Source organism: Bradyrhizobium sp. Kon58, from assembly GCF_055807455.1.
In genome coordinates, this window is record NZ_JBVVOT010000052.1 from 1 (window position 1) to 24,667 (window position 24,667).

At 58.9% G+C, this 24,667-nt stretch carries 16 protein-coding genes and 8 pseudogenes; 20 read left to right on the top strand and 4 right to left on the bottom strand.

The features are described from left to right. Positions 1-433 precede the first annotated feature (433 nt). The 3 genes and pseudogenes from AC0L20_RS38185 to AC0L20_RS38195 all read left to right on the top strand — a co-directional run. Positions 434-661: pseudogene (locus tag AC0L20_RS38185) on the top strand (GntR family transcriptional regulator); the annotation flags it as partial. 72 nt (positions 662-733) lie between these two features. Beyond that, a complete protein-coding gene (locus AC0L20_RS38190) occupies positions 734-1,810 on the top strand; it encodes an aminotransferase-like domain-containing protein (RefSeq protein ID WP_473295427.1) in 1,077 nt (358 codons plus the stop codon). 418 nt (positions 1,811-2,228) lie between these two features. After that, entirely contained in the window at positions 2,229-3,200 is a 972-nt protein-coding gene (locus tag AC0L20_RS38195) for an NAD(P)H-dependent flavin oxidoreductase (RefSeq protein ID WP_473295414.1), read from the top strand. Between the two features lie 798 nt (positions 3,201-3,998). Here AC0L20_RS38195 and AC0L20_RS38200 read toward each other — a convergent pair. Beyond that, positions 3,999-4,883 carry a MaoC/PaaZ C-terminal domain-containing protein gene (locus tag AC0L20_RS38200; protein ID WP_473295415.1) on the bottom strand — a complete coding sequence of 295 codons (885 nt, stop codon included), beginning with the start codon at positions 4,881-4,883 and terminating at the stop codon, positions 3,999-4,001. A gap of 867 nt (positions 4,884-5,750) precedes the next feature. Here AC0L20_RS38200 and AC0L20_RS38205 point away from each other — a divergent pair. From AC0L20_RS38205 to AC0L20_RS38235, 7 genes and pseudogenes are all read left to right on the top strand, one after another. Beyond that, positions 5,751-6,647 carry a beta-keto acid cleavage family enzyme gene (locus tag AC0L20_RS38205; protein WP_473295416.1) on the top strand — a complete coding sequence of 299 codons (897 nt, stop codon included), beginning with the start codon at positions 5,751-5,753 and terminating at the stop codon, positions 6,645-6,647. Positions 6,648-7,181: 534 nt separating this feature from the next. Continuing rightward, positions 7,182-7,967: an SDR family NAD(P)-dependent oxidoreductase gene (locus AC0L20_RS38210; RefSeq protein WP_473295417.1), complete on the top strand. Its 786-nt coding sequence runs from the start codon at positions 7,182-7,184 to the stop codon at positions 7,965-7,967. 381 nt (positions 7,968-8,348) lie between these two features. Further along, positions 8,349-9,638, top strand: a complete 1,290-nt coding sequence (locus AC0L20_RS38215) for an aminotransferase class I/II-fold pyridoxal phosphate-dependent enzyme (protein ID WP_473295418.1) — start codon at positions 8,349-8,351, stop codon at positions 9,636-9,638. 70 nt (positions 9,639-9,708) lie between these two features. After that, positions 9,709-10,117, top strand: a pseudogene (locus AC0L20_RS38220) (IS630 family transposase); the annotation flags it as partial. A 44-nt stretch (positions 10,118-10,161) separates the two neighbouring features. After that, positions 10,162-10,297: pseudogene (locus AC0L20_RS38225) on the top strand (IS630 family transposase); the annotation flags it as partial. A gap of 126 nt (positions 10,298-10,423) precedes the next feature. Then, positions 10,424-11,830, top strand: coding sequence for a CoA-binding protein (locus AC0L20_RS38230; RefSeq protein ID WP_473295420.1), 1,407 nt, complete (start codon positions 10,424-10,426; stop codon positions 11,828-11,830). Between the two features lie 380 nt (positions 11,831-12,210). Continuing rightward, positions 12,211-12,614 (top strand): annotated as a pseudogene (locus AC0L20_RS38235) (transposase); the annotation flags it as partial. Positions 12,615-12,784: 170 nt separating this feature from the next. Here AC0L20_RS38235 and AC0L20_RS38240 read toward each other — a convergent pair. Beyond that, the gene (locus AC0L20_RS38240; protein WP_473295422.1) at positions 12,785-13,264 is read right to left on the bottom strand and encodes a hypothetical protein; all 480 of its coding nucleotides are present in this window, start codon (positions 13,262-13,264) and stop codon (positions 12,785-12,787) included. An 11-nt stretch (positions 13,265-13,275) separates the two neighbouring features. Between AC0L20_RS38240 and istA the strand changes: the two genes are divergently transcribed. The 10 genes and pseudogenes from istA to AC0L20_RS38290 all read left to right on the top strand — a co-directional run bounded on the left by istA (position 13,276) and on the right by AC0L20_RS38290 (position 21,658). Further along, on the top strand, positions 13,276-14,817 hold the full coding sequence (gene istA, locus AC0L20_RS38245) for an IS21 family transposase (RefSeq protein WP_473295423.1): 1,542 nt from the start codon (positions 13,276-13,278) through the stop codon (positions 14,815-14,817). A 19-nt stretch (positions 14,818-14,836) separates the two neighbouring features. Then, positions 14,837-15,598, top strand: a complete 762-nt coding sequence (istB, locus tag AC0L20_RS38250; RefSeq protein ID WP_007592724.1) for an IS21-like element helper ATPase IstB — start codon at positions 14,837-14,839, stop codon at positions 15,596-15,598. A gap of 732 nt (positions 15,599-16,330) precedes the next feature. Further along, entirely contained in the window at positions 16,331-16,585 is a 255-nt protein-coding gene (locus AC0L20_RS38255) for a beta-ketoacyl synthase N-terminal-like domain-containing protein (protein WP_473295428.1), read from the top strand. Between the two features lie 161 nt (positions 16,586-16,746). Next, complete coding sequence (locus AC0L20_RS38260) at positions 16,747-16,896, top strand: hypothetical protein (protein WP_473295429.1); 150 nt, start codon at positions 16,747-16,749, stop codon at positions 16,894-16,896. A gap of 416 nt (positions 16,897-17,312) precedes the next feature. Further along, a complete protein-coding gene (locus AC0L20_RS38265) occupies positions 17,313-17,501 on the top strand; it encodes a hypothetical protein (RefSeq protein WP_473295424.1) in 189 nt (62 codons plus the stop codon). A 550-nt stretch (positions 17,502-18,051) separates the two neighbouring features. Then, on the top strand, positions 18,052-18,330 hold the full coding sequence (locus tag AC0L20_RS38270; protein ID WP_473295425.1) for a hypothetical protein: 279 nt from the start codon (positions 18,052-18,054) through the stop codon (positions 18,328-18,330). 547 nt (positions 18,331-18,877) lie between these two features. After that, positions 18,878-19,072, top strand: a pseudogene (locus tag AC0L20_RS38275) (helix-turn-helix domain-containing protein); the annotation flags it as partial. 1,666 nt (positions 19,073-20,738) lie between these two features. Then, positions 20,739-21,107 (top strand): annotated as a pseudogene (locus AC0L20_RS38280) (hypothetical protein); the annotation flags it as partial. Beyond that, a pseudogene (locus tag AC0L20_RS38285) lies at positions 20,989-21,354 on the top strand (ATP-binding protein); the annotation flags it as partial. The pseudogenes AC0L20_RS38280 and AC0L20_RS38285, both read left to right, overlap by 119 nt. Positions 21,355-21,364: 10 nt before the next feature. Beyond that, positions 21,365-21,658: an ATP-binding protein gene (locus tag AC0L20_RS38290; RefSeq protein ID WP_473295430.1), complete on the top strand. Its 294-nt coding sequence runs from the start codon at positions 21,365-21,367 to the stop codon at positions 21,656-21,658. A gap of 826 nt (positions 21,659-22,484) precedes the next feature. On the opposite strand, the gene AC0L20_RS38295 is transcribed toward AC0L20_RS38290, so the two are convergent. Further along, positions 22,485-22,799 (bottom strand): hypothetical protein, encoded by a 315-nt coding sequence (locus tag AC0L20_RS38295; protein WP_473295426.1) that lies wholly within the window; start codon positions 22,797-22,799, stop codon positions 22,485-22,487. A 1,470-nt stretch (positions 22,800-24,269) separates the two neighbouring features. Next, positions 24,270-24,667 (bottom strand): annotated as a pseudogene (locus AC0L20_RS38300) (hypothetical protein); the annotation flags it as partial.

The following is a 24,667-nucleotide window of genomic DNA, read 5'->3' on the forward strand; positions in this document are numbered from 1 at the left end:
TTGGCAGACGAACAGAAGGCAGCGATCGCGAAGATCATCTCCGAGGCCGGTCTTACTCGCTGGGCTAAGGATTGAGGAGTTATCAACGCGAGGGTCTGCTCGAGTGGACTGGGCTACAAACGTTCCGGCCCAACTTAACTCCCTTCAAGAACAAGAATGTATACCACACTTGCACCCCTGATCGATGGCAACGGGTCAAAGACGTCAATGCTTGGAGCGAAATCGTGATCAATGCTACGACTGGAACAGCCTCTCGGCACTCTGCCCGCGGTCGAAACCAGAGGTTGACCGCGCACATCGGCAACCATCTTCAAACGCCCCCGTCGGCAGAAGCGGGCACGTCGGCAGGTGTTATGAAAGCCTGTTGAGAGCTCAACACCTATACTTTAGAACCACGTAGGCCGTTTTCGTATCCTGTAGGCGATGAGACTGAATGAAGAATTTGCGGTGGCGGCCGAAGCGGCTCGCGTCCGAGGGGCCACGCTACCTCGCCTTAGTTAACGCCTTGGAGCAGGACCTTCGGGATGGTCTGCTATGCGATGGAGACCGCCTGCCGGCGCACCGTGATCTAGCTAAACAGCTAAATCTCTCCGTCGGAACCGTGAGCAAAGCTTATCAGGAGGCCGAGCACCGTGGCATCGTAAGTAGTCACGTAGGGCAGGGCACCTTCGTTCGCCGCCGTTTCGCGAGCCGAGCCGAAGCTAAGCCTCCATGCGGTCCAGTGAACTTGGCCTTGAACGTTCCGGCGGAGGGAAGGGAGACGCAGATACTGTCCGCCGTGTTACGCGATGTGGCGCAAGAGCGCTATCTTGCACCATTGCTGGGCTACGGCCCTCCGGGCGGTAACCTCCAACACCGCGAGATCATCGCTACTTCTGTCTCCGTTGGCTCGTTCATCGCCGACCCCAGCAGGCTGTTTCTGTGCAACGGCGCCCAGCATGCGATCGAAATTGCAGTGCGTCTAGCGGCCCGGCCAGGCGATAGCATCCTTGTGGATACCGTCACCTATTCCGGGTTCAAGGCTATCGCGGCGGCAAATCAGCTAAGGCTCATCCCCGTTACGATGGACGGCGAGGGCACTGATCCTGGCGCACTGGAGATAGCCTGCCGGACCTCCGGCGCTAAAGTGTTCTATTGCATGCCGTCCGTTCAGAGTCCCACGGCCCGGAGCATGAGCGCCAGCCGCCGACGGCGCATCGCCGAATTGGCCCACAAGCTGGACCTGACAATCATCGAGGATGATGTCTATGCCTTCTTCTTACCGGAGCGGCAGATGCCGCTCACTGAGCTCGTCCCGGAACGCAGCTTCTATATTACCTCGTATTCCAAATGCGTGACGCCAGGATTCCGCCTTGGTACGCTGACGGTGCCCTCAAAATTAACCGAGCAGACCGAACTGCTGCTGCACGCCTCTTCTTGGTTCGTTGCACCGGTGCTGAGCGAAATCGCCGTGCGGCTCATCCAAAGCGGCAAGCTGGGCGAGCTAGCTCGCGAGCGTCGTCAGCAGGCGCTCGAGCGCAATCGCGTGTTGTCCACCATCCTTCCCGCCGCAGAGAGCCCAAAGTATCCTCCGTTTTTTGGTTGGCTGCCGTTGCCGGCAGAATGGTCCGCAATCAACTTCGCCTCTGCCGCCCGCCGGCAGAGCATCCTCGTCACGCCGCCGATCTCGTCCATGGTGGGCGACGCCGATCCCGGAGCCGTCCGCGTCTGCCTAGGTGGACCGAAGGACCTTGCGGAGCTGTCTAACGCTCTGTACAGCCTCCACGAAATCATAACCCGCCCAGCCCTCAAAGTGTTCTCAGTCGCGTAGCAGTCTGTCGAAGACGTCGGTAGCGAAGTGGTTCGGATCGTGATGCTCTAGGACTGCATTCTAAGCGCCAGCTAGCAAATGTTCGGTTTATCCTCGATCATGGCGACGCACGAAGGCGGGCGTCGTGAGTTAGCGCAACTGCAAGCAGCCTCTAACATTGGACGCGCTTATAACATTGAGTTCAGTCAACTACCAACGTTCCTAGTTGAACCGGTAGCAAGACCATGCGACGGATCGGTTGCTCAGGCCGGATCGAGGGCGGTCTCGTCAATCGCTTTGCTGGTTGGGATTACAGCTGAACGGTCCGTCCACAAATGTCGCAAATGCCGACCATCATCGGTCCGAACTGAACTCAGGATAGCCGTAGGAGCGCTTAAGCCATTCCGCGCGAACATATCCAGATTGAGGAGTCCATAATATGCCCAGACTTTTAGAGAGCGGCCGATTGCCGAATGCTCTGTCTTCACGCCTGACCCTACCTCTGATAGTGGCCCCAATGGCCAGCGTTTCCGGGGTGGACCTTGTCACGACGGTGTGTCGGTCGGGAGCGATCGGCGCGTATCCTACCGCCAACGCCCAATCCGTTGATGAGCTTGATGATTGGCTAATCAGAATTGAGCAGGATCTCGCTAGCTCGGATCGTCCAGTAGCGCCTCACTGTCCCACTCTCATGATACGTCACCCGCGATTCAAAGATGATCTTGCGTGTCTCGTGCGTCACAAGGTAGAGATTGTCATCACTAGCGTGGGATCGCCGTCTCCAGCCATTGGCCCATTGCACGAAATTGGTTGTCTCGTATTCGCTGACGTCGCCTCGCTGCACCACGCGCAAAGAGCCATCGAGTCCGGCGCTGACGGCTTGATTCTGCTTGCCGCTGGTGCGGGAGGCCATTCTGGCTGGGCCAATCCATTTGCATTTGTTCGCGCGGTTCGCACGATTTTTGAAGGACCAATTGTACTTGCTGGCGGCATCACAGACGGCGTCTCTCTGGCGGCGGCGCGCGTGCTTGGTTGCGAGCTCGCTTGCATGGGTACTCGCTTCGTTGCCACGGCGGAAAGCATGGCCAGCGATAGCTATCGTGAGATGCTGGTTCATAGCACGCTCGATGACATAGTGTTGACTAGCGCATTTTGGGGACTGCCGGCGAATGTGTTGCGGAGTTCAATTCTGGCGGCAGGACTGGACCCGTCAACGCTTGCGGAGTCAGTGGTCGAGGCGAGCGCGAAGCAGAGAGTTCGCGGGAAGAGTTCTAGCGACGGTCCGCCGGGCTGGAGTAATATCCGGTGTGCTGGTCACTCCGTTTCGGGCGTTCGTTCGATTAGCGGGGCCGCCGAGCTTTTGAAGGAGATTGCAGAGCAATATGAAGCAGCGTTGGCCAACGCTGGTTGAGCTCGTGTTGGCTGGCACCACCGCGTCTCCGGCAGATAACTCCGTAAACGTGAGTCGTGCAGCCGAAGGTGAATCCTTTCGGCCACATCCGGCAGTGTTCAAAGGCGTATTGGTCCCCATTCTTCCTTCGCATGAAAGTTAGTCTGCATGTGCTTGGGATGGCGAGGCAACCGAGGAGTTCGGGAAAATAGACGAATTGGCTAGGGATAGGCGGGCATTTTGCCCCATCGCTGAAAGCGCGGGGTCTAGATGCCCAGTGTCTCAAGCGATCCGGAGTTCCGCTGAGCTCGACGAAGCCGTCGTCGCTAGGGCGGTCACGGGTGCTTGCCACCGTTTAGAGCGTGCTCCCCACGGCCTCTGGCGCGAAACGATGATTTCTACCGCGAGAAGGACCCATAGGTTGCGTTTAGCCCGTGCGCCTCGATGGGCACGCGCTCTGCAGCGGCCGAGGTTTTGGGCTACGAGGCTTTCATTGCCAATCTGCCATCCGATCTGAGTCGCCCAACAGCCAGGCGAAAGAGATGGCTTTATGAATTGGTAGTCGCGATTGCTGGATTTCTCGAGACATGAAACAAGAAGCTGCGGTGTACTCGCAGCCGAGCGATGCGACAGATAACAACGGCTGTTGACCGATGTGCAACAGAAGTGACACGCAACTAAAGAGGTTCGGTACTCTGCTGCACGCGCGCCAAATCGAAAACAGGCAAAGCTTTCCTCCGGGCTTTGGAACGTGCTGGCCGAGCAGTCCCCGAGGTGCAGTGTAGGCTGAGCCAGTAAGAGGCACCTGCAGCTGAGCGCCTACAACCGCAGCACAGTTTTGCCATTTTTTATCACTGTCGAGCTGCGATCCATGACATGGGCCTCAAACGAAATCACATCCGCGTCCTGCCAGAGATCGACCCTGATAGTGTCACCGGGAAATACTGGTGCCGAGAAGCGCGCCTGGTGGCTAAGAATCCTGATGGGATCGTACCCGCAGAACGCCTGCAGTACCGCCCGGCAGGTAATGCCGAATGTGCATAGACCATGAAGGATCGGGCCCGGGAATCCGGCGTGCCTCGCGAAAACGGGATCGCAGTGCAGGGGATTGAAGTCCCCGTTCAGTCTATAGAGCAGGGCCTGGTCCGGCCTGGTATGGAATGGGATCATGACGTCCGGCTTACGCATGGGGACAAGATGCCGTTCAGGTCCGCCTTGTGACGGCCCCCCGAAACCCCCGTCGGCCCGGGCGAAGCTTGACTCGGTCAGCGTGGCCAGTTTCTCACGTTTTTCGTCGGTCCACACAGTCTCCTCCACGAGCACCGCTCCCTTTTCTTTACCCTTGTCATAAGCACCGATCGTACGGCTCGCGACCGTGAAGGTGCCGTACGCTGGCAACGGCCTATGTAATTCGATCTTCTGCTCGCCATGCACTAGCATCCCGACATTCAACTCGCTGATCCGAAGGCCAAGCTTCTGCTTTGGGGCTGGCCCGGAAGTCCGTACGTTGGCTGACGCCAACACCGTGACGGCGGTAGGCAGGACCTTGATATCCTTCTCGTAGACGAAAGGCAGCTCGCGCGGATCCATCGGATCACGCCCCATGCCGATCCCTAGCGAATACAGAAGGACGTCCTTGTGGCTATAGACAACGGTCCGCGGCGGCTTTTCTTGTGACAGAATATCCGGATAGTAGATTGGCATAGAAGGTCCTATGGAATTGTGGCTCGTCGGTTTCCATTCACGACTCAGTGTTCATGGTCATTGGAGCGCCTTGCATGTCAAAGTCGTCGGTTCAGCAATAGTTTCAGGCGTGCCGTCGCATAAATGCCTGCACTGCAGACTACTGTCCCGATTGAATCGCAATGAACTTCTATTGCCCAGAATGCAAGCTCTTTCCAGCTATTCTCACGATCGAGAACCGTCAGGCATTTCGCCGCAAGCAACTGCTAGCGAATAAGCATACCACGCTGTCCACATCCGCAATTCGTCCCGATAGACAGGATTTCGTTTCGAAACGAAGAGCACCACCCTTACTATGTCTAACCTTCCGCGCGCCGATTGCGGAGAGCGGCACCAGCACCGAATTGCAACATGCACCTTCCGTTTCTCGCAGAGCGGTCCGCTCCATTGCGCCTGCCGTCGGTTTTTAGCTCTTTGGTCGCGTTCCTCTGGACGAAATGAATGAACGAGGCTTCGGAAAATGCGGGTGCCGCAACATGCACGAGTGCGATCGCCGCCTACAGGATGTGTCATCATCGCGCAGCTTCTCGAACCCCCACGGAGTGGCAACCGTTTTTGTCGTGCCAACCGTGTCGGCTCGGTTACAGGAATGTTAGAAGTCGAATGATCCGAGGTCGCTCCAAGAGCTTGCTACAGCCGTTTTCTCGGTTCACGCGAACTTCGCGAGGCCTAGGGCGAACGGCACGATGTTTGCTGAGATGAGGGTTGCCGCCGTCACAGCGCTTTGCAGCGGCAGTGAGCACCGGTCAACTAGTTGAGACTCGGGTGATCCCTAACTAATGCGCCGACAATCTGCGCGCGTTGAGCGCTTTAGAAGGGACGATTGCGATGATCTCTGAGGTATTCATTACGTGCGCGCTCACAGGAGGAGGAAACGGGGTGGAGCGTAGCGCGCTCGTGCCCGTGTCCCCAGAGCAGATCGCACAGTCCGCGACGGAGGCTGCGCGCGCAGGTGCGGCGGTTGTGCACATCCACGTGCGTGATCCCCATACCCGGCGTGGGACGCGCGATCCGGCATTGTATAGGGAGGTAGTACAGCGCATCCGAGCATCGGACGTAAATCCGGTCATAAACTTGACTGCCGGAATGGGCGGCGACCTCGTGCTTGGCGAGGCGGACACTCCGCTGCCGCTGAACTCGAGGGGCACGGACATTGTGGGAGCACGTGAGCGGCTAGCCCACGTGGAAGAGTTGCGGCCCGAGATATGTACATTGGATTGCGGGTCGATGAACTGGCGCACTGACAGTCAGTACGTCATGATCAACACCGCCGGAACGCTGCGTGCAATGGCTGCCCACGTGAAAGAGCTAAGGGTGCGTCCTGAGCTTGAGGTGTTCGATTTCGGTCACCTGGTGCTTGCGCGGGACTTAATCGAGGAAGGGCTAATCGACGGTCCACCGTTGATCCAGTTGTGTATGGGAGTTCGCTACGGCGCATCTGCTGATCCGACAACCCTGATGGCGCTGGTGCACAAGCTCCCCCCGCAGTCCGTCTACTCAGCTTTCTCGATCGGCCGAATGCAGCTTCCGTATGTAGCATTGGCGCCAATAGTGGGCGCGAATGTTCGCGTAGGCTTAGAGGACAACCTTTACCTCTCTCGCGGGCGGCTCGCGACTAACGCCGAGCTCGTGCAGCGCGCCGTCCAGATTCTAGAGAGGATCGGGGTGCGGGTGATGAGGCCAGATGAGGTGCGGGAGAAGCTTGCGTTGAAGGGGAACGTCTGATGTCCAACTTCTATGTTTAAGATACGGACGCGAGCGGTTAATGGTCTGTGGCGCCGACAACCGGTTTTTTCCTACATGGGAGCATGTCACTGTATGGCCTGGCGCTTGGCGCGATTAGGCGCGAGCAGCGATGTCGGGCCGCAAGCGGCGGCCATATCCGCGGATGGCATCGAGCCATTTGGACCGGAGGGCTCACTGAAGGGTGAGCCCGGGGAGCGAGCTGGGCGCCACTTCGGCCTCGTGGGGGCGTCCGCGCCGGAACGCCGAGGATTTCAACACAAGGTGCTTGTGGCCGCGTCGCGCAACCAATCCGCTCCTGGACCTCTCAGCCTGGGCCACTCCTGGTGGAGGTGGGTCGCAGGACTCAGCTCGTTCTGCACGACTTCTACGTACCGGTCGAATTTTTCGAGATAGCGCACAGCGACGGCAACCCTAACGCACGTCGAGGGCTTAGGAAGCATCAAGAGGTCGACATGCTTCGCGCGCAACAGCACGCTGCCGCTAAATATAGGCTTAGGTAAAGGAGAGGCAACGATGTCGACGAATGCATTGTGTGGGATAGTGACAGGCGCCGCGTCGGGCCTCGGAGCGGCAACCGCGGTCCTCTTGGCCGAGGGCGGGGCGCGCATCGTAATCAACTATTCCACGAGTCGGAAGGGAGCCGAGGCCACAGCTGAAGCCTGCCTCGCTGCTGGGGCGGCCGAGGTCGTTATCGTGCAGGGTGACGTCTCTAGCGATGATGATTGCAGAAAGATTGTCGCGGCCGCCGCCCCTTGGGGGCGCCTGGACTTACTAGTTAACAATGCCGGCACAACAAAGCATGCACCGAATCAAGATCTTGATGCGCTTTCAGCGGAGGATTTTCAGAGGATTTACGCGGTCAATGCCATTGGCCCATACCAGATGATCCGTGCGTCACGCACATTGCTCGAGGTCAGCGCCAAGCCAAGTGGTCGCACGGCCGCTGTGGTGAACATCTCATCGATCGCGGGTATCAATGGAGACGGCTCATCTGTAGCGTACTCAGCGAGCAAGGGAGCGCTCAATGCACTCACGCTACCGCTCGCGCGCGCGCTGGCGCCACGCATCCGCGTGAATACCGTTTGTCCCGGCTACATCGATACTCCGTGGTTCATGAGAAGCCGAGGCGAGGCGGGCGCACGGCATATGCGTGAAGCCATGTTGTCGCGTGTGCCACTCAAGGTCGCCTCGACTGCCAAGGATGTCGCGCAGCTCGTCTGCTTCCTCGCAAGCCCGGCATCGAGCAATATGACAGGCGAGTGCGTGCGCACAGATGCCGGCTTACATCTAAATTTGTGAGAACGGCGGAAAACGCTCTCTTGGTGTCACACGCGAACCGTATTGCGGCGTCCGGCAGCGCAGGACGTTGGGGCGCCCAGAGGCCGCATATGTCGGATGGTATCCTACAGCAGTGATCGTTAGCCGCGGTCCTGGCAAGACATTTGCACTGAGTATCCCATGGTGATGCCAGTGCGGTGACGCTCCGATAAGAGAAGAGAATGTCGCGCCTACGTGACTCGTGAGCGAGCACTCTCTAGTTCGGTAGGTGGCGAACCGGTAACAATCGCCTATGTTGCACTCAGCGGGGCACTCCCCCCTATGTCTGCCGAAGTCGTGCCGCCGCGTCTCGATAGATATTAGGCACGCACAGCTCGGCGGATGTACGTTGGATAGATCGAAATGGCAGCGCATGATTCACGAAGTCGGCTTTTCAGCTCAGAAGATGATCGCCCTAGGCAGGCCCATTTGAACCCGGCTTACATACCCATCGAGACTGGACAGTGCGCCGATGCAGGGTCCAAGGAACACTTGAGGGGCGGTGATGGACTCTCTACAATCGGGCGCTCGTTTGTTCGGGACGGCGATTCCTGCCGTCGGTGGCAGTTAATTGATTTCGCTCGACGCTCTTACCTCGGCCTCGAAAATCATCCCCTGATAGTCGCCGGGGCAATTGATGCACTCCGCGCCCAACGATCATTTCGTTCGTCCGGCGCCCAGACGTGCTTTGAAGTCGATCTTCTTGAAGAGCTGGAAGACGCGTTGTCGGGGATGTTCTCCGCTCGCGTGATATCGTTCTCCAGCTTCGTGCTCGCTGGTTTAGCTGCGATACGCTTTCTTGGCTGCGGCAAGCTGACCGGCGGAAGGAAGCCGATTGTCGTCCACGATCGGAATCTGCACGACGTGCTGGTCTGTCACAAGCCGGACGTCGCCAACGAAACCGCTTCAAAAACGATTGTAGACAATGAGATCGATGACCTCGAACGATTGTGCCGGAATAATCCCACGGTTGTTTATGTATGCGATATTTATTCTATAGCAGCCTTTTCACGACTGGCTGCACTGAGTTGGCTACAGGATCGTTACGGACTGTTTATCAACATCCAGGATGCTCACGGTATATCGATCTTTGGGAGCCAAGGCGAAGGGTTTGCTCGCTCTCAGTTTCCACAGGTGCTGGGCGACCGTACCATTATAGTAGCCTCCTTGGCGGAGGGATTCGGCGCGTCGGGCGGATTGTTGATGCTCGGAACAAGCGAGAATGAAGCATTGTGCAGACGACACATCGCTACGGGTTCCTTTTCAGAGGCTCCCAATCACGCGGCGGTTGGCGCAGCTCTTGCCTCATGTAGAATCCACCGATCGCCAGAACTAAGTGAGCGCCAGCAGCGACTGGCGCAACGTATCGCCCTCTTTGACAGTCGTCTCGCTACGGCGCAGCACGGCAGTTCACTCCCGATTAGAACGATCATTATTGGATCGGAGGCCGATGCGATTAGCGTCGGAAGACAGCTTCTCCACAGCGGCTTCCATACGTCAGTGACGCCCTTGCCAGAGCATGGTGAAGGGACGGCAGCTGGTATTCGCTTATTTATTACATCCGAGCACGGGGTGTCCGAAATAGAGCGGCTGAGCGACGGCATTTTGGAAGCAATCGTCCAAACAACAGGAAAGCCCTACCCTCTTAGATAATCTCTGCCGGTCACCGGTCGTAAAGAGCTGCAAGCGGCACCAGTAGACACTTTCCCTAGAGCGTGGCGTCATTCGACACGGACATGATACCCAAACAAGAGAAGTCCACCTTTTGAGGAACGATCGCAAGGTACTCGAGGCGTGTTGTCGATCATTGACGACACTGCAACGCGATTTGAAGCGAGCGGGCATAGTCTTGCCGACGGCAGCCGGGCGGAGCACCGGGTTAATCGCCAAGGCGGCTGAGGTCCAGCCGCGGATTTCCAGGGCTTGACGGCATCGCTATGTTTACCATGGCGTTGAAGATCTGAAAGACAAGCCGCTGCCTGGCAAGCAGCCCATTTGCACGAAGACAAGCAGCAAGTCGAACCTGAAGCACGGGACCGGCCGCTCCGCACGCCTTTGCCGCTGGACCGGCCCTCTGCTGGGCGAGACGCGAGCGATGTTGACGTCCAATATGGCTGGGCGGTGCCTGCGCAAGCTACAAGATTGGCCTCGCCTCATAAGTCCTACGCCCAGGCCCGATCTTGTCGGCCTCTATGTCGCTCCGCCCGAAGGCCATTGTGCTACGCGGGGGCGAAAAGCTCTCGATCCAGGCTTTGGAGCGCGCGCAGGAATCTCTGAAGTTGCCCAATGGCCGCGCCCTGAGCCGCCAGAGCTGATCCCACTTTCCTAGTCCTTCTCTTGGCCCTCCTCGATATGAGAGTTGAGTCTCTAACGAAGAAGGTGGAAACAACCGCCCAATTGGTTGCGACGTTAACCAATTTAACAAGGGCGGGTTAGTCATGATTAGCAAAGAACGTAACCTTCGATCGCTGTTCGAACCTCGGGGAGTCGTGGTGGTCGGAGCTTCGCCGAAACCAAGCCTCGCTAAAAGCATTCTTTACAATATTGTGGCGTCGGGGTTCGATGGAGATGTCGCTGCGGTGAATCCGAAGTATAGTAGCGTTGACGGCGTCGAATGTTATCGGTGCATCTCAGACGTTCCGTTCCAGGTAGATCTGGCGGTGCTGTGCGTGCGCGCCGAGAACATTCTGCCTCTACTGGAGGAATGCAAACGGAAGTCTGTCGGCGCTGCACAGATAGTCTCGAGCGGCTTCGCCGAACTCGATTCGGCGGAAGGCTGGGCAAGGCAGCAGCTAGTTCAGCGCTGGGCGATAGATACACCGACAACAGTCGTTGTTGGGCCAAATACGATCGGAGTCATCAATCTGCACCGGCCTATCATTGCGGCTTGGGAAAGCAGCATGCCCAAAATATTCGCCGGAGCCGTCAGTGGTGTCTTCCAGAGCGGTCAGATGGCTGCAATGATGCATTCTTTGATCGCCAGGGGCGTGGGCATTAGCAAAATTGCGACAACGGGCAACGAGGTCAGCGTCACAACGGCTGAGCTAGTAAATTGTCTAGCTGTCGATCGACAAACAGAGATCATTGTCAGTTACTCCGAAGGAATCAAGGAACCCGAACGCTTCGCGGTTGCCTGCATACGCGCGCGGGAACAACGTAAGCCAATCATCATGTTGCGCGTCGGCGCTTATCCAGAAGTGCATAAGGCTATAAGTCGACATACGGCAACACAGGCCGCAAACAGCTTTAAACGCGACATGCGCCTCTTCGAAGAACTGGGGGTGATCACGGTCAATTCGGTCGAGGACTTAATCGAAACCACTGTGGCTTTTAGGTCATCCCGCAAACCAAGGGGCAATCGCGTCGCCTTTGCTAGCTTTTCAGGCGGCATGGGGAACATCATGGCGGACTTGATTTTATCCACGCCCGGCCTGAAGCTCGCTACGTTCTCTGGCCCATTGCGAAGCCGACTGGCGGAGGTCCTTCCGAGATTTGCAAATAGCTTCAACCCCCTGGATCTGAGTGCCCAAAGCTCCTTCGATTCCGACGTGTTGAGTCGTTGTTTGCAGGTACTCGGACAAAGTGGTGAGTTTGACATCCTTCTCTGGGGGATGGATTTGCCAATGAGCATTGATAATGAGTCGCCGATTGGCATCGCTCTTAGTGAACTGGCGGCCCAACATCCTGAAATTGTGCTTATCCCAGTCTCGCAGTTCAGCGGGGTATCTCGGGCGAAGGAAATTGGTCGCGGGCCGCCCATGTTTGCCGGCCGACCAATCCTCCAAGGCACGGCAGTTTCGGTTCGAGCTTTGGCGAAGGTGATCAAGTGGCATGCGTCCACGTAGAGACCAGCACGCGAACACAGCCGCAGGTGCTGCAATCAGAATGAGCGATATGGGTCCTTATCAAGGCTGTCGTAAGGCTTGAGATCAGGTCAAGAAGCGAAATACTTCCCGTGGCTACTGCATCGCCCCACATGGCTCAGGAATAGGCGGGCTCTAGGTCTGAAACGCGCGCCACTCGATGCGGACCTGATTCGGGCCCGTAAAGTGCGTCGAACCGAGTGAGGGGCTGCCAGGTAGAGGCCCGACAGCTCTAGCTGACTATACAATGGCCGGATAATGGACGCCTGTAGCGTAACCAACGTGGGCTCCATTGGTCTGAGGCCGGCACAATTTTGGCTAAAGTTTCGCTGCCGCCCCTCGGCTGGGAGGAGCCGAAGACCATGAAGGCCTCGAAGTTATCGGAGGCCCAGCGTTCACCTTGAAGCAGGGCCATGACGGGCTTGCAGCGGCGCAGATCTACCGCAAGCTCGGATCAGCCAAGCGAGCTATTTCAATTGGAAGAGGAAGTTGATGGCCTGCTGCCGACTTTGATGCGGCAGCTGAAACAACCGGAGGAGGAGAATGCCAAGCTGAAGAAGCCGGTCACGGATCCGTCTCTCGCCAAGGAGATGCTGCAGCACGTGATTCGCCGGAAGCTATGAAGCCTTCCTGAAAGCGCAAGCTGGTCGACGAGATCTTAGGCGAGTGGCAGGTATCGATCCGCAAGGGCTGCGAAGCTCTCGAGTGTGGTCGGACCTACCATTACAAATCTCGTCGCTCAGGCCAAGCGGCCCTCGAATGCCGAGGTTGAATGCCGGCGTGGAAGCGGGGCGCTTGCTGCGGGTTGGCGGTGCCCTCGGTTTTCGGGGACCCATCCCTTGGCGCGGCCTGAGCTTTGGGGTGCAATCCGGATCGATCACCGGGGCCTTCTGCACTCAAGCGGTGAAGGCCGGCAGCTGGGATCGCGCAGCGATGTCACTCGATCCGCACGCCTTCCCGATGATGCTGAACTGCATGTTCACCCTCACGTGAGCCGAAGGTTTGGCAGCTTTGAGCGCGAGCTGAGTTCGCGCAGGTCGGAGCCGTGAGGATCATCAAGCTCAGCCAGCCGGTTGCCGCCAATTCGGGCGAGCCTGTTCCAAGGTCGGCCGAATGGCCTTCACATGCCGCCGCCTCCTGGGTGCAAGCCAAAGGCTGTCGGCGCGGATTTTTCCAGTCGGCTACTGCCAGATCGAGCGGCTCTGCAATCTCGATGCTCTGCCAGCTGACCGCGGCTTCGCGGTTGCGGAATCCGAGGCAAAGCGGCCACCGATTCCGACGGAAGGCGGCCAGCGATTCCGATCGAAAGCGGCCACCCAATCCGAACGAAGGCGGCCACCCTGTTGATAGGGTGAGACGGGGGGCGTTGTCGGCAATCTGAACGGGGCAAGGTCCCTCCTTTTGCGGTTCACGCAATGGGAGGTCCGATGCCCGCCGAGAGATTGCCGATGCGGAAGATTCGAGAAGTTCTACGCCTGAAGTATGCCTGTGGGGTGAGCGATCGGGTGATCTCCCGATCGGTCGGGATCGGTCGCACGGCGATCGCGGAGTATGTCCGCCGCGCCGCGGTGATCGGCATCACCTGGCCGATACCGGAGGAGCTCGACGACACAGCACTGGAGCGCAAGCTGTTTGCGCCAGCCGGCTACAACCCGCCGCGATCGAAGCCGCTTCCGGATTGGGGGCATGTCCATGCCGAGTTGCGCCGCCGCAGCGTAACGCTGGCGCTGCTGTGGGAGGAATACCGCGGCCATCATCCCGACGGCTACGGCTACAGCCGGTTCTGCGACCTCTACGTCGAATGGCGCCACGGCATCACGGCGACCATGCGGCAGACCCACGCGGCCGGCGAAAAGCTGTTCGTGGACTTCGCCGGCGATACCGTGCCGGTGTTCGACGGGCTTACCGGGGAGGTGCGCGCCGCCAAGATCTTCGTCGCGGTCATGGGAGCGTCGAACTACACATTCGTCCAAGCCCGGTTCAGCGAGGCGCTGCCCGACTGGATCGGCGCCCATGTGGATGCGCTCACCTTCCTGGGCGGAGTGCCGAAGGCGCTCGTCTGCGACAATCTGAAGGCCGGGGTGACGGTGGTGAGCCGCTACGAGCCAGGCGTCAACCGGACTTACCAGGATCTTGCCACCCATTACGGCACCACCATTATGCCGGCGCGGCCCCGCAAGCCGCGCGACAAAGCCAAGGTGGAGGCGGCGGTTCTTATCGTCCAGCGATGGATTTTGGCGCGGCTGCGCAACCGGCGCTTCTTCTCGCTCGCCGAGTTGAACGTTGCGATCCGCATCCTGGTCGACGAACTCAACGCCCGCCTGATGCGCAAGCTCGGTGCCAGCCGCCGCGAGTTCTTCGACACCATCGATCGTCCGGCCCTGATGCCGCTGCCGGCCGAACCCTATCAGTACGCCGAATGGCGTCGTGCCCGTGTAGCGCCGGATTACCATGTCGAGGTTCAGGGGCACTTCTACTCGGTGCCATCCCGCCTGATCCGCCAGGTCGTCGAGGTGCGGGCCACCGAGGCAACCATCGAGGTGTTCCATCGCGGCACCCGGATCGCCAGCCACGCACGCTCAGGCGTCAGGCGCCGCCACACCACGATCCCCGAGCACATGCCGAGCGCACATCGCCGATACGCCTTCTGGCCGCCGGCACGTCTGCTGGCCGCCGCCGAGAAGATCGGTCCGTCCACGATCGCGCTGGGCCAGGCGATCATGCGGACAAAGCCCCATCCCGAGCAGAGCTTCCGATCCTGTCTCGGCATCCTGCGGTTGGAAAAGACCTATGGGACGCAACGTCTGGAAGCCGCGTGCCGCCGTGGGATCAGCATCGGCTCAGCGAGCTATCGGTCGATCGCCTCGATCCTCAAGACCGGCCTGGACAAAGTCTTCCTTCCCGACACCGCCCCCGAGGCCGATCCCATCCAGCACGGCAACATCCGTGGCCGCGGCTACTACCACTGACCACCAACAAGGAGACCTTATGCTCAGCAACCACACCCACGAACGTCTCGCTGCTCTCGGGCTCGCCGGCATGGCCAAGGCCTTCGACGATCAGCAACGCCAACCGGACGTTACCGCGCTGACCTTCGAGCAGCGCCTCGGCCTGATGATCGATCGCGAAGCAACCGAGCGAGAGAACAAAAGGCTCATCGTGCGCCTGAAGTTCGCCTCGCTACGGCAGGCCGCAATCGTCGAAGATGTCGATCTGCGCGCTCCGCGCGGCATCGACCGCGCCTTCTTTGCCAAGCTCGTCGATGGCGATTGGATCAGCCGCAAGCAAAATTTGCTCATCACCGGGCCGACCGGCGTCGGCAAGAGCTGGATCGCCTGCGCACTCGGCCACAAGGCATGCCGCGATAATCGATCCGTCTTATATCATCGCCTGCCAAGGCTGTTCGAAGCTCTTGCGCTCGCCCGCGGGGACGGACGCTATGCGCGGCTCCTCAAGACACTATCGAGGGTCGATTTGCTCATCCTCGATGATTGGGGCCTCGCACCGCTTACCGGCGAGCAGCGTCGCGATCTCCTCGAAGTCGTCGACGATCGACACCAGCGCGGATCGACCATCATCACCAGCCAGGTGCCGATCGAAAATTGGCATGAGGTCATCGCCGACCCGACCATCGCCGACGCCGTCCTGGATCGGCTCGTCCACAATGCTCACCGCCTCACACTTAAGGGAGACAGCATGCGAAAGATCACTGCGCAGCGCGCCAATCTTGACGCAGCCAAGAAAACCTGACCCAACTCCTCATGCCGGCAACGACACTCCGGCCGCCTTCGTCGGAACAGGTGGCCGCCTTCGATCGGAATGCATGGTCGCGTTCAATCGGAATCCCTGGCCGCAATCCCCGGAATCCGCATTCGCGGTCGCCCGCTTCCCAATCGCCTGAAGGATTGCGGCGCCGCTTGGAGCCGTGCGGCTGCGATTGTCGGCAATGATGAGAAGGGAATATTGGCCGATGATGGAGACGAAAAGCCCACTCGGCCGCGGTGACAGCGGCGAGACGGGTGCTTGGTCGCGGGGACCGGCGTAGGACTGGATAAGTTCTGGCAATCGCTCGTGCAGGGCAGCTCGTACGTCCGTGAAAGCAGCCATTTTCCCCCGTCCTGCACTCGCGGTCCAAACCCTGATTCTACCGAGTTCGAATCCTAGACGAGCTTCTCCTGGTCTTCGCCGGCGCGTGGAGTGGTCGCGACGGCCTGTTCACGTTGCCGAATGCGCTATTCACCAGGCGCTCTGGAATGCAGGCCTGACCGGTAGCGCCGGATGCCCCCATTGGTGGTGACGGCACTGTTCATCCCGTCTGCCATTGGGTCCATCGCGCATGGAGGCGTAGATCAGCGCTGATCTTCGCGGCGCGGTGAAATCCGCCGACGTCTCGGGCGCGCGTTCTTTTGGCGCGTGGCAGCTCAGCTCGCCGACAGATCCGATCTTGGCGGTGGATGTACACGGGCAGCGATGCCGTGGACTATGGGTCTATCCGCGACACGATCCGGCATGGTCGACCTCGCGGTCGTCCGCGGCTTTGATGCACCGATCAGCCCACAGGTCGACGCGGCTTTTGCCCGGATAGGCGCAACCTCCTCGCGCGAATGTCCGCCAATCGAGGCAAGCGGCCCGTTCGACACCCGCCGCGACAGCTTTGTGCTGCGCGAACGGGGCGGAGCGCTGGTGGTCGAGCGCGAATCCTATGCCGCTTTCCGCGGTGCTACGCGATATGACTGATATCCACATCTCCGGTGAAGCCATCGCGCGCTCCACGCACTTGGTATTGGATGATGCCGGAATCCGACTGGCGGGAGTGGCTCATCGACGCCGATGAATGAATTTTGCCAAAGGTCTATGCCGACCTCATCGTTCTGAGAGAAGCGGGAGCGGGCACGTCGGTGACCCTGGTCAAATCGCAGATCGGCGAGGCGCTGGCGGGAGCGAGCGCGATCGAGCCGGCAGCGGTTGTCATTACACTGCGGAACCAGATCATTCCGCCGACAATGAACCTCAAGAGATCAGGATCCAACATCACTTCGAGGTCGTGACGGGCTCGCGGCGTCCTGCTGACATCCGCAACGTGCTCAAGAGGTCGAGCGGCTTTAGGGGCGTCCATTTGGCCATCTTATCTTCACGATACGGAGCATTGCACGACGGCTTCCTGCACCGTGACAATCGCTGGCAGCTCGAACATGTTGTTGCGCGCTTGGGGCCCGGAAATCGAGGCCAATGCTGCGCCGGACTGGGGTTGCGACGGCACATGTATCGAGAAGGAGGTGCCGTCCGCGGCTGCGCAGGAAAATCGACCGCTTCAGGCAACTCGCGCTGATTACAGCGGCGTAACTGGAGGACTTTTCCCCATGCCAGCACAAGGCATCGTGTCGGCGTCCTTCTCGGCAACGATCTTGCGGGCTCGAATTTCGTCCACGATCAGCTCGTGCAATTGATCACGACCCCCAACCCCATGACCATCAATGCCTATGTCGCGACAGCCTGGTTTCCGGCCGCCCGTCAAGGCGAGATCACCACCGCGCATGGTGTCCTTGGGCAAAGCGAGACGTTCGCGGGCCGGTTTCTCAGTGGCGGCCTGGCGCTCGAATGTGTCGCGCGCATGCTCGCACTAAACGCGCTCGAGTCCTTTCGGAGGGGTTGAAGGCCACGATGCGCCGGCGATTCTGGTTGGCGTCGTAGCGGGAGAGCAAATCTCGACCGCATGCTGCAGCTTAGGCTGCCGGGCTGATCGCACTGTGTCCCCCAACGCGGCGAGAAGGCGAGAATGGTCGTGTCCAGCCTTGACCGGCGCACGCAGGCTGTGATCGCCGATCTCGCCGGACCTGTCATGGGTCTGGCCGGCTTCGTTATCATGCGCCATTAGTCGCACCCGAAAACCGACGGCGGAAAGAGGCTCTGCTAGCGATTACAACAGAGCTGCGCGCCCAATTCGACGCGATCGAGATAGTCGTTTCGCCCTGAAGCGGCGCGGATGTGCGCTCGGCGAGCTTTCCGCTGTCGCACGCGGGTTCCAGGTTCGATAATTGGGTCTGAACTTGACGAATCCAGCAGCTTGATAGCGCCGTGATCGAACGATCTCGCCGCGGAACAGGCTGTCCCGCCGCTGGTTCTCGGCAGCGACTTCGACCGGCCTGTCTCGCGCTCGCGCAATTCTGCCGGGATCGGAGGGAGCACGCTGAGTACAGACCTATTTGAGCCTGTTCGCCCGGCGTCCTGAAACGCGCATTCTCGCTGCCATCTCCGGCCTATCGATGTCGCGCCTGGTCGGCGTTGCCTCAAAGATTGCTTTGTTTGAACTGCTGAAAGCAGGCCCGATAAGCGCCAGCGCAATCGCAAGAGCCAAGGGGCTTGTCGAGAATGCACTTGCGCGCGACCTGGAGGGCATCTCCATCCCGGACCGCGCGAAGAATTTCGGCAGAGCATGGCCGAGTACATTGATGACCGCGTTGGGCCGAACGGATTGTGGTTGATGCTGCATACAGAAATCCCGGAGGCCGACCCTCGATTGGCGCGAACCTCACTGTTCACACCTTTTGTTGTGATGCCGATCAAGACCAGCATTGGGAGTTGGTTGGCAGCTAAAAGCTTGCATGCTCGCTAGAGAATTGGCGTCGTACGGTAGGCTGTTGGATGGGTGGATCGGCTTCCAGCCGACACGATGGAAAGGAAAGCTTTGGTGTAAATGAAGGATCTCGGCTCGCGAGCCAGGTGCCCTTCACAGGGCATTCACCCCTTGCGAGAGGAACAACTCGTCAAGCGGTGATGTCGGCTCGCAGAGATGTTGACGCAAAATATCAACTGCTAAGGTTGTCGCAAATACTGCTGTTGCGTTTACGACGTTTGTCGCAATTCGTCGATAGCGCTACCGTCGGACGGCAATCTCCCGAGAGCGGACCGGCAATCTCCCAAGATCTTGTCCTGCCGCTCCAGTCTGCGGGTCCAACTGACTGGTATGGCATTTGCTCGTCTCGTTCCAGGTCCTTTCGGCTCCAGGAGAAACTCATGGCGGATGTGCAAGAGGTTGGGCTGTCGGAACGGGAAAGACAGTGCCTGCGATGGGTCGAGGAGGGGAAGTCATCCTGGGCCATCGGAGTCATCCTGGAAGTGAGCGAGAACACGGTCAACTTTCATGTCAAGAACGCGATGCGAAAGCTGGAAACGACCAGCCGTACCCAGTGCGTCGTCAAGGCGCGGCGTCTGCGACTTATTTAAAGTAACGGCAGCGGTTTCGTTACCGCTGCACTATCGCTATTGAAAGCTTCGCGGCCGGTCGGATTCCGATGTCAGTGTCGTTGCCGTCGTATACGTGCCGGAAGTTGAAGGTTTCGTGATCGTAGTACGGCTTAGGTACTGAAGTCGCGGGGAACAGAAAGCGGCGTACATGGCGCGGCCGGGAACGAAGGCGGCAATGATAGTCCACAAAATGCATTTCCAAAGGCGCTGCTGGTAGATGTTGCACGACAGTCTAGCGCTCTGCGCGCAACCACGTTAGTGCTATCCTCACGAACCTTAGCTAGCTGAATGCACGCCCTTTTCCCGCGACGCGTCAGCCGCGGTAGCCTTCTCGCGCATGTTCTCGACGCTCTCGAAGACCGCGCATCATGATCCCCGTGAAGCCCCGGCCGCAGGCCGGCGCTTTCGATCCGCCGCTCGGTGGAGGAGGTCAGTACTGGAGAAGCACTGGATCGCGAAATTGTAATTTATCCGTCCAGCTAAGAGGTCAACATCTCGGCGGATGATCCGTAGTTACAGCACCAGTGACTGTAGTAAAATTTACTACTCACTTACCAGGGTGCATAAGAGATGGTCGTACTCGAGGCAACCGACCAGTTCCGCGCGAACCGTATTCGATGCCGGCACTTAAGGCGCCGCTCCAAAGGGCATGCTACTGTTCCCAAGCTGCGTACCTGTAAGGGCCAATTCAATTTGGTGGTTGTTGCTCGTTACTGCGGCACTGCGTTTTGCGTAAACCAATACGTTATTAAACGCGTTTCCGATTTGCCCCGTCAGACCAAACGCGTCAATGGTGGGGTTGGCACAGCTGAGAGCGCGACGCTGAATTGGATACACACACACGTGAAATCAGCCCAGTTGCCCCTGGCCATCGAAACCCAGCACAAGCTGACCCATCTGCCATTGAAGGCCGACCCCACGTTTCCGGCGGCGTCATGGCAGCCCCCGGGCGTGCCGCCATTGAACTCCCAGCAATTCGCGCTTGAGCCCCAGTCGACGTTCATGCCCATATATAGTAGCTGCTCTACGCATAAATTGCAGCCGCGACGGGCGGCGGAGCTTTGTGTAGGTGGGCTGCGTAGCGAGATCATCGCCCAATGCGGGCGCGATAGCGCCGAGCGACAGGAATGCTCGCAGTCTCCAGAGCAAATTGCTGTACCCGGTATGCAAAACTCGCATCAAAGGAATCCGTCAAGTCTAACGTTGTGCTCAAGTTCTCGGTTCAGATCGCGTTCAGTCTATCGACGCCTGGACGAGATAATGCGCGATTAACACAAGGGAGAATAGGGTCTCTTGGCGCGCTTGTGCAACCGGCGCTTCTTCTCCCTCGCCGCCATCGTTGCGCAGCTGGGACGAAGCCGCGGCGAACTATTCGAGGAACTCGATCGTACGGCGCTCACCCCCCCTTGCCGCATGAACCGTACGAGTATGACGAGTGGAAACGCTGCCCGGTCAACTGACTATCACATCGAGATCGCCAAGCACTACTACAGCGTCCCTCGCAACCTCGTGCATCAGTAGGCCGAGGCGCCGATTACCCAAAACACCGCCGAGACATCTTCTGCCGCAGCAAGCGGGTGGCATCGCCTCTATCGCGACTGAGCCCACGAGCGCATCCGTTCCGAAGCCACCAAGGTCCGGCCCGATGCTGATTGATGTTATCCTGCGGTCTCGCAGCCGCATCCAGGACAGGGCTTCCGCTCTCAATTGGCGTTGTCGGGCTGGTCAAGCGCTATGGCCAGGAACGTCTCGACGCCGCTTACAGTCGTGGAACTGCAGGACAATCCGGAGGGCGGCCGGGATGCCGCACGCCGATTGGCATGGCATCCTCGTCCTCCGAGGTCACCGCTCGCGACAACCGCTGCCTCACGCGCCGCTTGAGCAGTGCCAAGTGCCGTCAAACTGCCGCCATCGAGAACGTCGACTATCGTACCGCCCGTGGTCGCGACCGTTCTCTCTTCCAGACTGCGGTACCTGCCAATGGGTCCGCGATGCCAACCACCTTGTCATTGTCGGCCCAACCGGCATCGGCAAGTCTTGGCTTGCCTGCGCTCGGCAACAACGCCTGTCGCTGCGGCTTTTGCGTCGTCTATAAGCGAGCATGCCGCTTGTTCGCCGTTCTCGCGCAGGCGCGCGACGAAGGCCGTCTGGCGCGCCTGATCGCCGCGCTCGAGCGCGTTAATCTCCTCATCATCGACGACTCGCTCACTGCCCACCAGCGCCGCGATCTGTTTGAGAGATCGTCGATTTCGCTACGATAAGGGATCCTTGTTGATCACAAGCAGGTCCCTGCCGTCGCAATGGCACGACGTCATTGCCGACCCACCCCTTGGCGATGCAATATTGGACCGTATCATTCACAATGCCCGCCGCATCGGGCTCAAAGGCGACAGTCTATGGCGTCAGGCTGGCGAAAAGAAAAGCCGTGAGCACCTCGCGCACGATCGCCCCCCACAGGCCCCTCCCGTGCGCGTCGCTACGTCGCTCGCGGGGGCACTTCGCGCCGCGCCCGGGGCCCTCCCATGGACCGCCGGAACGATCTTCGGACCAACCTGCCAGCCTTGACGAGGACGCCATTTCCAGCACATTTAAACCCGTCAGCCGTGTTCGCCTCCGAACCTGATCATTGAAATCCGTGCTCACATCGCCTGGAAGACGTGATCACCATCCCTGGAATGCGCATTTTCGGGCTCGGATTGCGACGACGTACTAGTCCAGGAGAACGGTTTTGCATGCTGCAGCAAGCGCACCCTCCCGGACTGCATAAGAGTTTGTATGGCTGCTCTACACCAGGCCAACAGGTTCAAAAAACCCCAACATATGGGCCGGGGCTTTCGATCCGCCGTTTGAACGACAGATCAATAGTCGAGAAGAACCGGACCGCCGAACTTCATTGAGCCGCCCAGTTCCCCTTGGCCTTCAACACGCAACATGATCTGGCCCATCTGCCATCGATAGCCGATCTGGCCGCCCACGCTACCGCCTGTCGCATCATGGCAGCCCTGGCGCGTGCCGCCAAGGTAATCCTAACAATTCGCGCTTGAGCCGAAGCCACCGTTCACGCCGAGATAGTAGCCGCTCCACTGGTAGATTGCAGCCGCGACAGGCCGCGAAGCTGTGGTGTAGAGAGGCGGGGCGGGCTGCGTAGCCAGTCGCAAGCAACAAGTTCTTCACTTCTACTCTCATCTCTTCAGTGCCCCGAGCCTCGTGTGTCTCAACAACGTCGGCGCCGATTGCTGTAACTGCATCGCAACATTCGCGCGTGAAGAAATGTTGGAATCGAACGCTGCGTCAGGTTGCGGCTTTGCAGATCATCTCCGACCGCGTCGTAACGCTCGATCGGGTGCGAACATAGATAGCTCAGGCGTTAACGAAAAGCGGGCTGCTGATCTCAGCGGATTAAGCGCACCGCAAGCCAGATGATGCCCAGCCACACGGCGACCGAGAAGAGCAAAGCGCTTTGCAGCGTTCTTGCTCTTATCCTGTGACGCCATCGAAGGAGCTGCGATGGGCAACCGGTGAAGCGCCGACCCCGTACAACAGCTATCACTTCATCGTAATCTGTGAACCGGAAGTGACAGCGATGCTTGCGAATATACGCAAGCCGTTCAGTGGGTGAGAGGCACTGTGCCCACACCTCCCATGCCTCATCATCAAAACACGCGCTATTCTCAAGAACTTCGGCGAGGCGCTCGTCAGGTTTCATGATGCATCCGCTCTACTGACTATCGCGGATGGAGTTCTACGAAGGAAGCATCACGTTCGAAACCTCTCAGTTTAGGTAGGCTAGTTCAGCGAATCGAACTCGGCCGGGAAGCATGGGTCACGGTCAACGCGGCGTTGATTCTGACGCGAGATAAAATTCGAAGTCATGCAGGGATCTGGATCTCTCTTCTCGTCCAGTGCGGACGGTGACGGGCATCAAACCGCTGTAGATGCCGGAGGAGAATGAAAGGGGACTCCTTGGCGAAGCTGCCGCAATCGTGCTCGACGCATTCAGTTCGAGCGCTAGCGCGGTGCCAAACATATCGTCTCCGCGCTTCGCGCCGGCGCTGATTGGAATTCGGGCCGGCATTGGCTTCAGCACATGCTAAGATCACGGAGATGTACGTTGTCAGGCCAGGGCCGGTTGCGAATCCACCGCCGCCAACCCGATGATCCGCGAACGGTCGATTCGCAGTCTTCACCGCACAGTGTCGCGGGTCAAATCGGCGATCAGTCTACACCGTGTTGTTGAGACTGTCTCCACACGAGCACGCGCGTCGCCTCCACACTGCCCTGCGAACCTGCACCGACGAACTGGCGACGGAGGGCGTTCGCGCTCGCGTGGCGGATCGGCAATTTGCTTATTTGAGCAAGGCCGAATGCAGCGTTAGCAACCACGGCGTGCGGGAACTCGGAGCGGCTGCGGAGCGGAAGTTCCGGAATGAAAGAGAGCACCATAGAGCCGGGCGCGCTTACGTCGGTTGCGAGAACGCCAGCTGCGCACAGCGCAGCCTAATCCAAAGCCGCCGAAGAAGATCATGGTGAGAAAAAGGAGTGGTGTTGTCATCTCGTATCTAGCCCGCAGGATTGCTTTGATGTGTTACGTCACACTCTCGCCATCATTGCCCGACCGGCGGGGGCAACAGAGAAGACGTTCGGCGGCAGCTGAAACGTGGACGAGACTAACCATCTCACTTCCCCGTCGGCGTGCTGTTACGACCCCTGGACTATTTGCGTCGGGGCAGCCGCAGGCGGTCGCATTGCAGTGCAAGAGGTGCCGCACTCATCCTCTGAGACCGAGGGCCTGAGTTGCAGGGGTCTCGCCTTGAGGATGGCGAAGAAGTGGTCCTGCCACTTGTCCCGCGGCCTGCCTGCTGTCGAGACGAATCTGTTGGGAAAAGCGGGCTGCTTGTATACCTCGGCGATCTCGAAGGGAGCGCCATTGTATCAGAACTAAGGCAATGTCTTCTTAATACCCGCTAGAGTAACTTAACCCGCGCCTTATGCAGAATTCCGCCAGGTGCTAGGCGAAACCTCAAGTCGCTTAGATGAGGAAGTGGGCGCCATGTCGGGTCGGATTTGAGTTCATTTGTCGTTTCCCTAGCTAGAACAAGTTTGGCGATTAGCGTACGATTGGCGATACTACGGCGATCTGGCAGTAAAGCTGCGACTGCCTCGTCGAAAAGTTTAGCTAGGATGCGGAGTCTTCTGGACAGAAGACGCCACCGTGTTTCTCCGCTGGGACTGTTCGCCTGCCGGCGCTCGCCTCGCTATTGCGCCGAGTTCCAGTTTTTGCCGCGACCAGTTGGCTCGTGAGTTCGTCGAGCAGCTTGACGGCTCCGAGCGCGAATTTGCCATGGCAGATCAGTTGAGCAGCGACCTCCAATTGTAGAGGAATGCGATGCTCAAGGTGCTGATTGCGCGACGTGCAAACAATCTCCTGTTTATCGGATTTGGGGGCGGGGTACAGAAATTTGCCATGCCTTCCATTTTCGTCGGGCAAATCTGGCGGTTTGCGCGAGAGCCAATCGCTGTTGCTCAAGGTACAGAGCGCATAGGCTTTCATCGGGAGCAGGAGGAAGATGTTGA

Excerpts from the sequence above, each read along its gene's own strand:
- istA (WP_473295423.1), top strand. The coding sequence starts at position 13,276 with ATGCCCGCCGAGAGATTGCCGATGCGGAAGATTCGAGAAGTTCTACGC.
- istB (WP_007592724.1), top strand. The coding sequence starts at position 14,837 with ATGCTCAGCAACCACACCCACGAACGTCTCGCTGCTCTCGGGCTCGCC.
- AC0L20_RS38265 (WP_473295424.1), top strand. The coding sequence starts at position 17,313 with ATGACCATCAATGCCTATGTCGCGACAGCCTGGTTTCCGGCCGCCCGT.
- AC0L20_RS38230 (WP_473295420.1), top strand. The coding sequence starts at position 10,424 with ATGATTAGCAAAGAACGTAACCTTCGATCGCTGTTCGAACCTCGGGGA.
- AC0L20_RS38195 (WP_473295414.1), top strand. The coding sequence starts at position 2,229 with ATGCCCAGACTTTTAGAGAGCGGCCGATTGCCGAATGCTCTGTCTTCA.
- AC0L20_RS38255 (WP_473295428.1), top strand. The coding sequence starts at position 16,331 with ATGGGTCTATCCGCGACACGATCCGGCATGGTCGACCTCGCGGTCGTC.
- AC0L20_RS38215 (WP_473295418.1), top strand. The coding sequence starts at position 8,349 with ATGGCAGCGCATGATTCACGAAGTCGGCTTTTCAGCTCAGAAGATGAT.
- AC0L20_RS38200 (WP_473295415.1), bottom strand. The coding sequence starts at position 4,883 with ATGCCAATCTACTATCCGGATATTCTGTCACAAGAAAAGCCGCCGCGG.
- AC0L20_RS38295 (WP_473295426.1), bottom strand. The coding sequence starts at position 22,799 with ATGAAACCTGACGAGCGCCTCGCCGAAGTTCTTGAGAATAGCGCGTGT.
- AC0L20_RS38210 (WP_473295417.1), top strand. The coding sequence starts at position 7,182 with ATGTCGACGAATGCATTGTGTGGGATAGTGACAGGCGCCGCGTCGGGC.
- AC0L20_RS38205 (WP_473295416.1), top strand. The coding sequence starts at position 5,751 with ATGATCTCTGAGGTATTCATTACGTGCGCGCTCACAGGAGGAGGAAAC.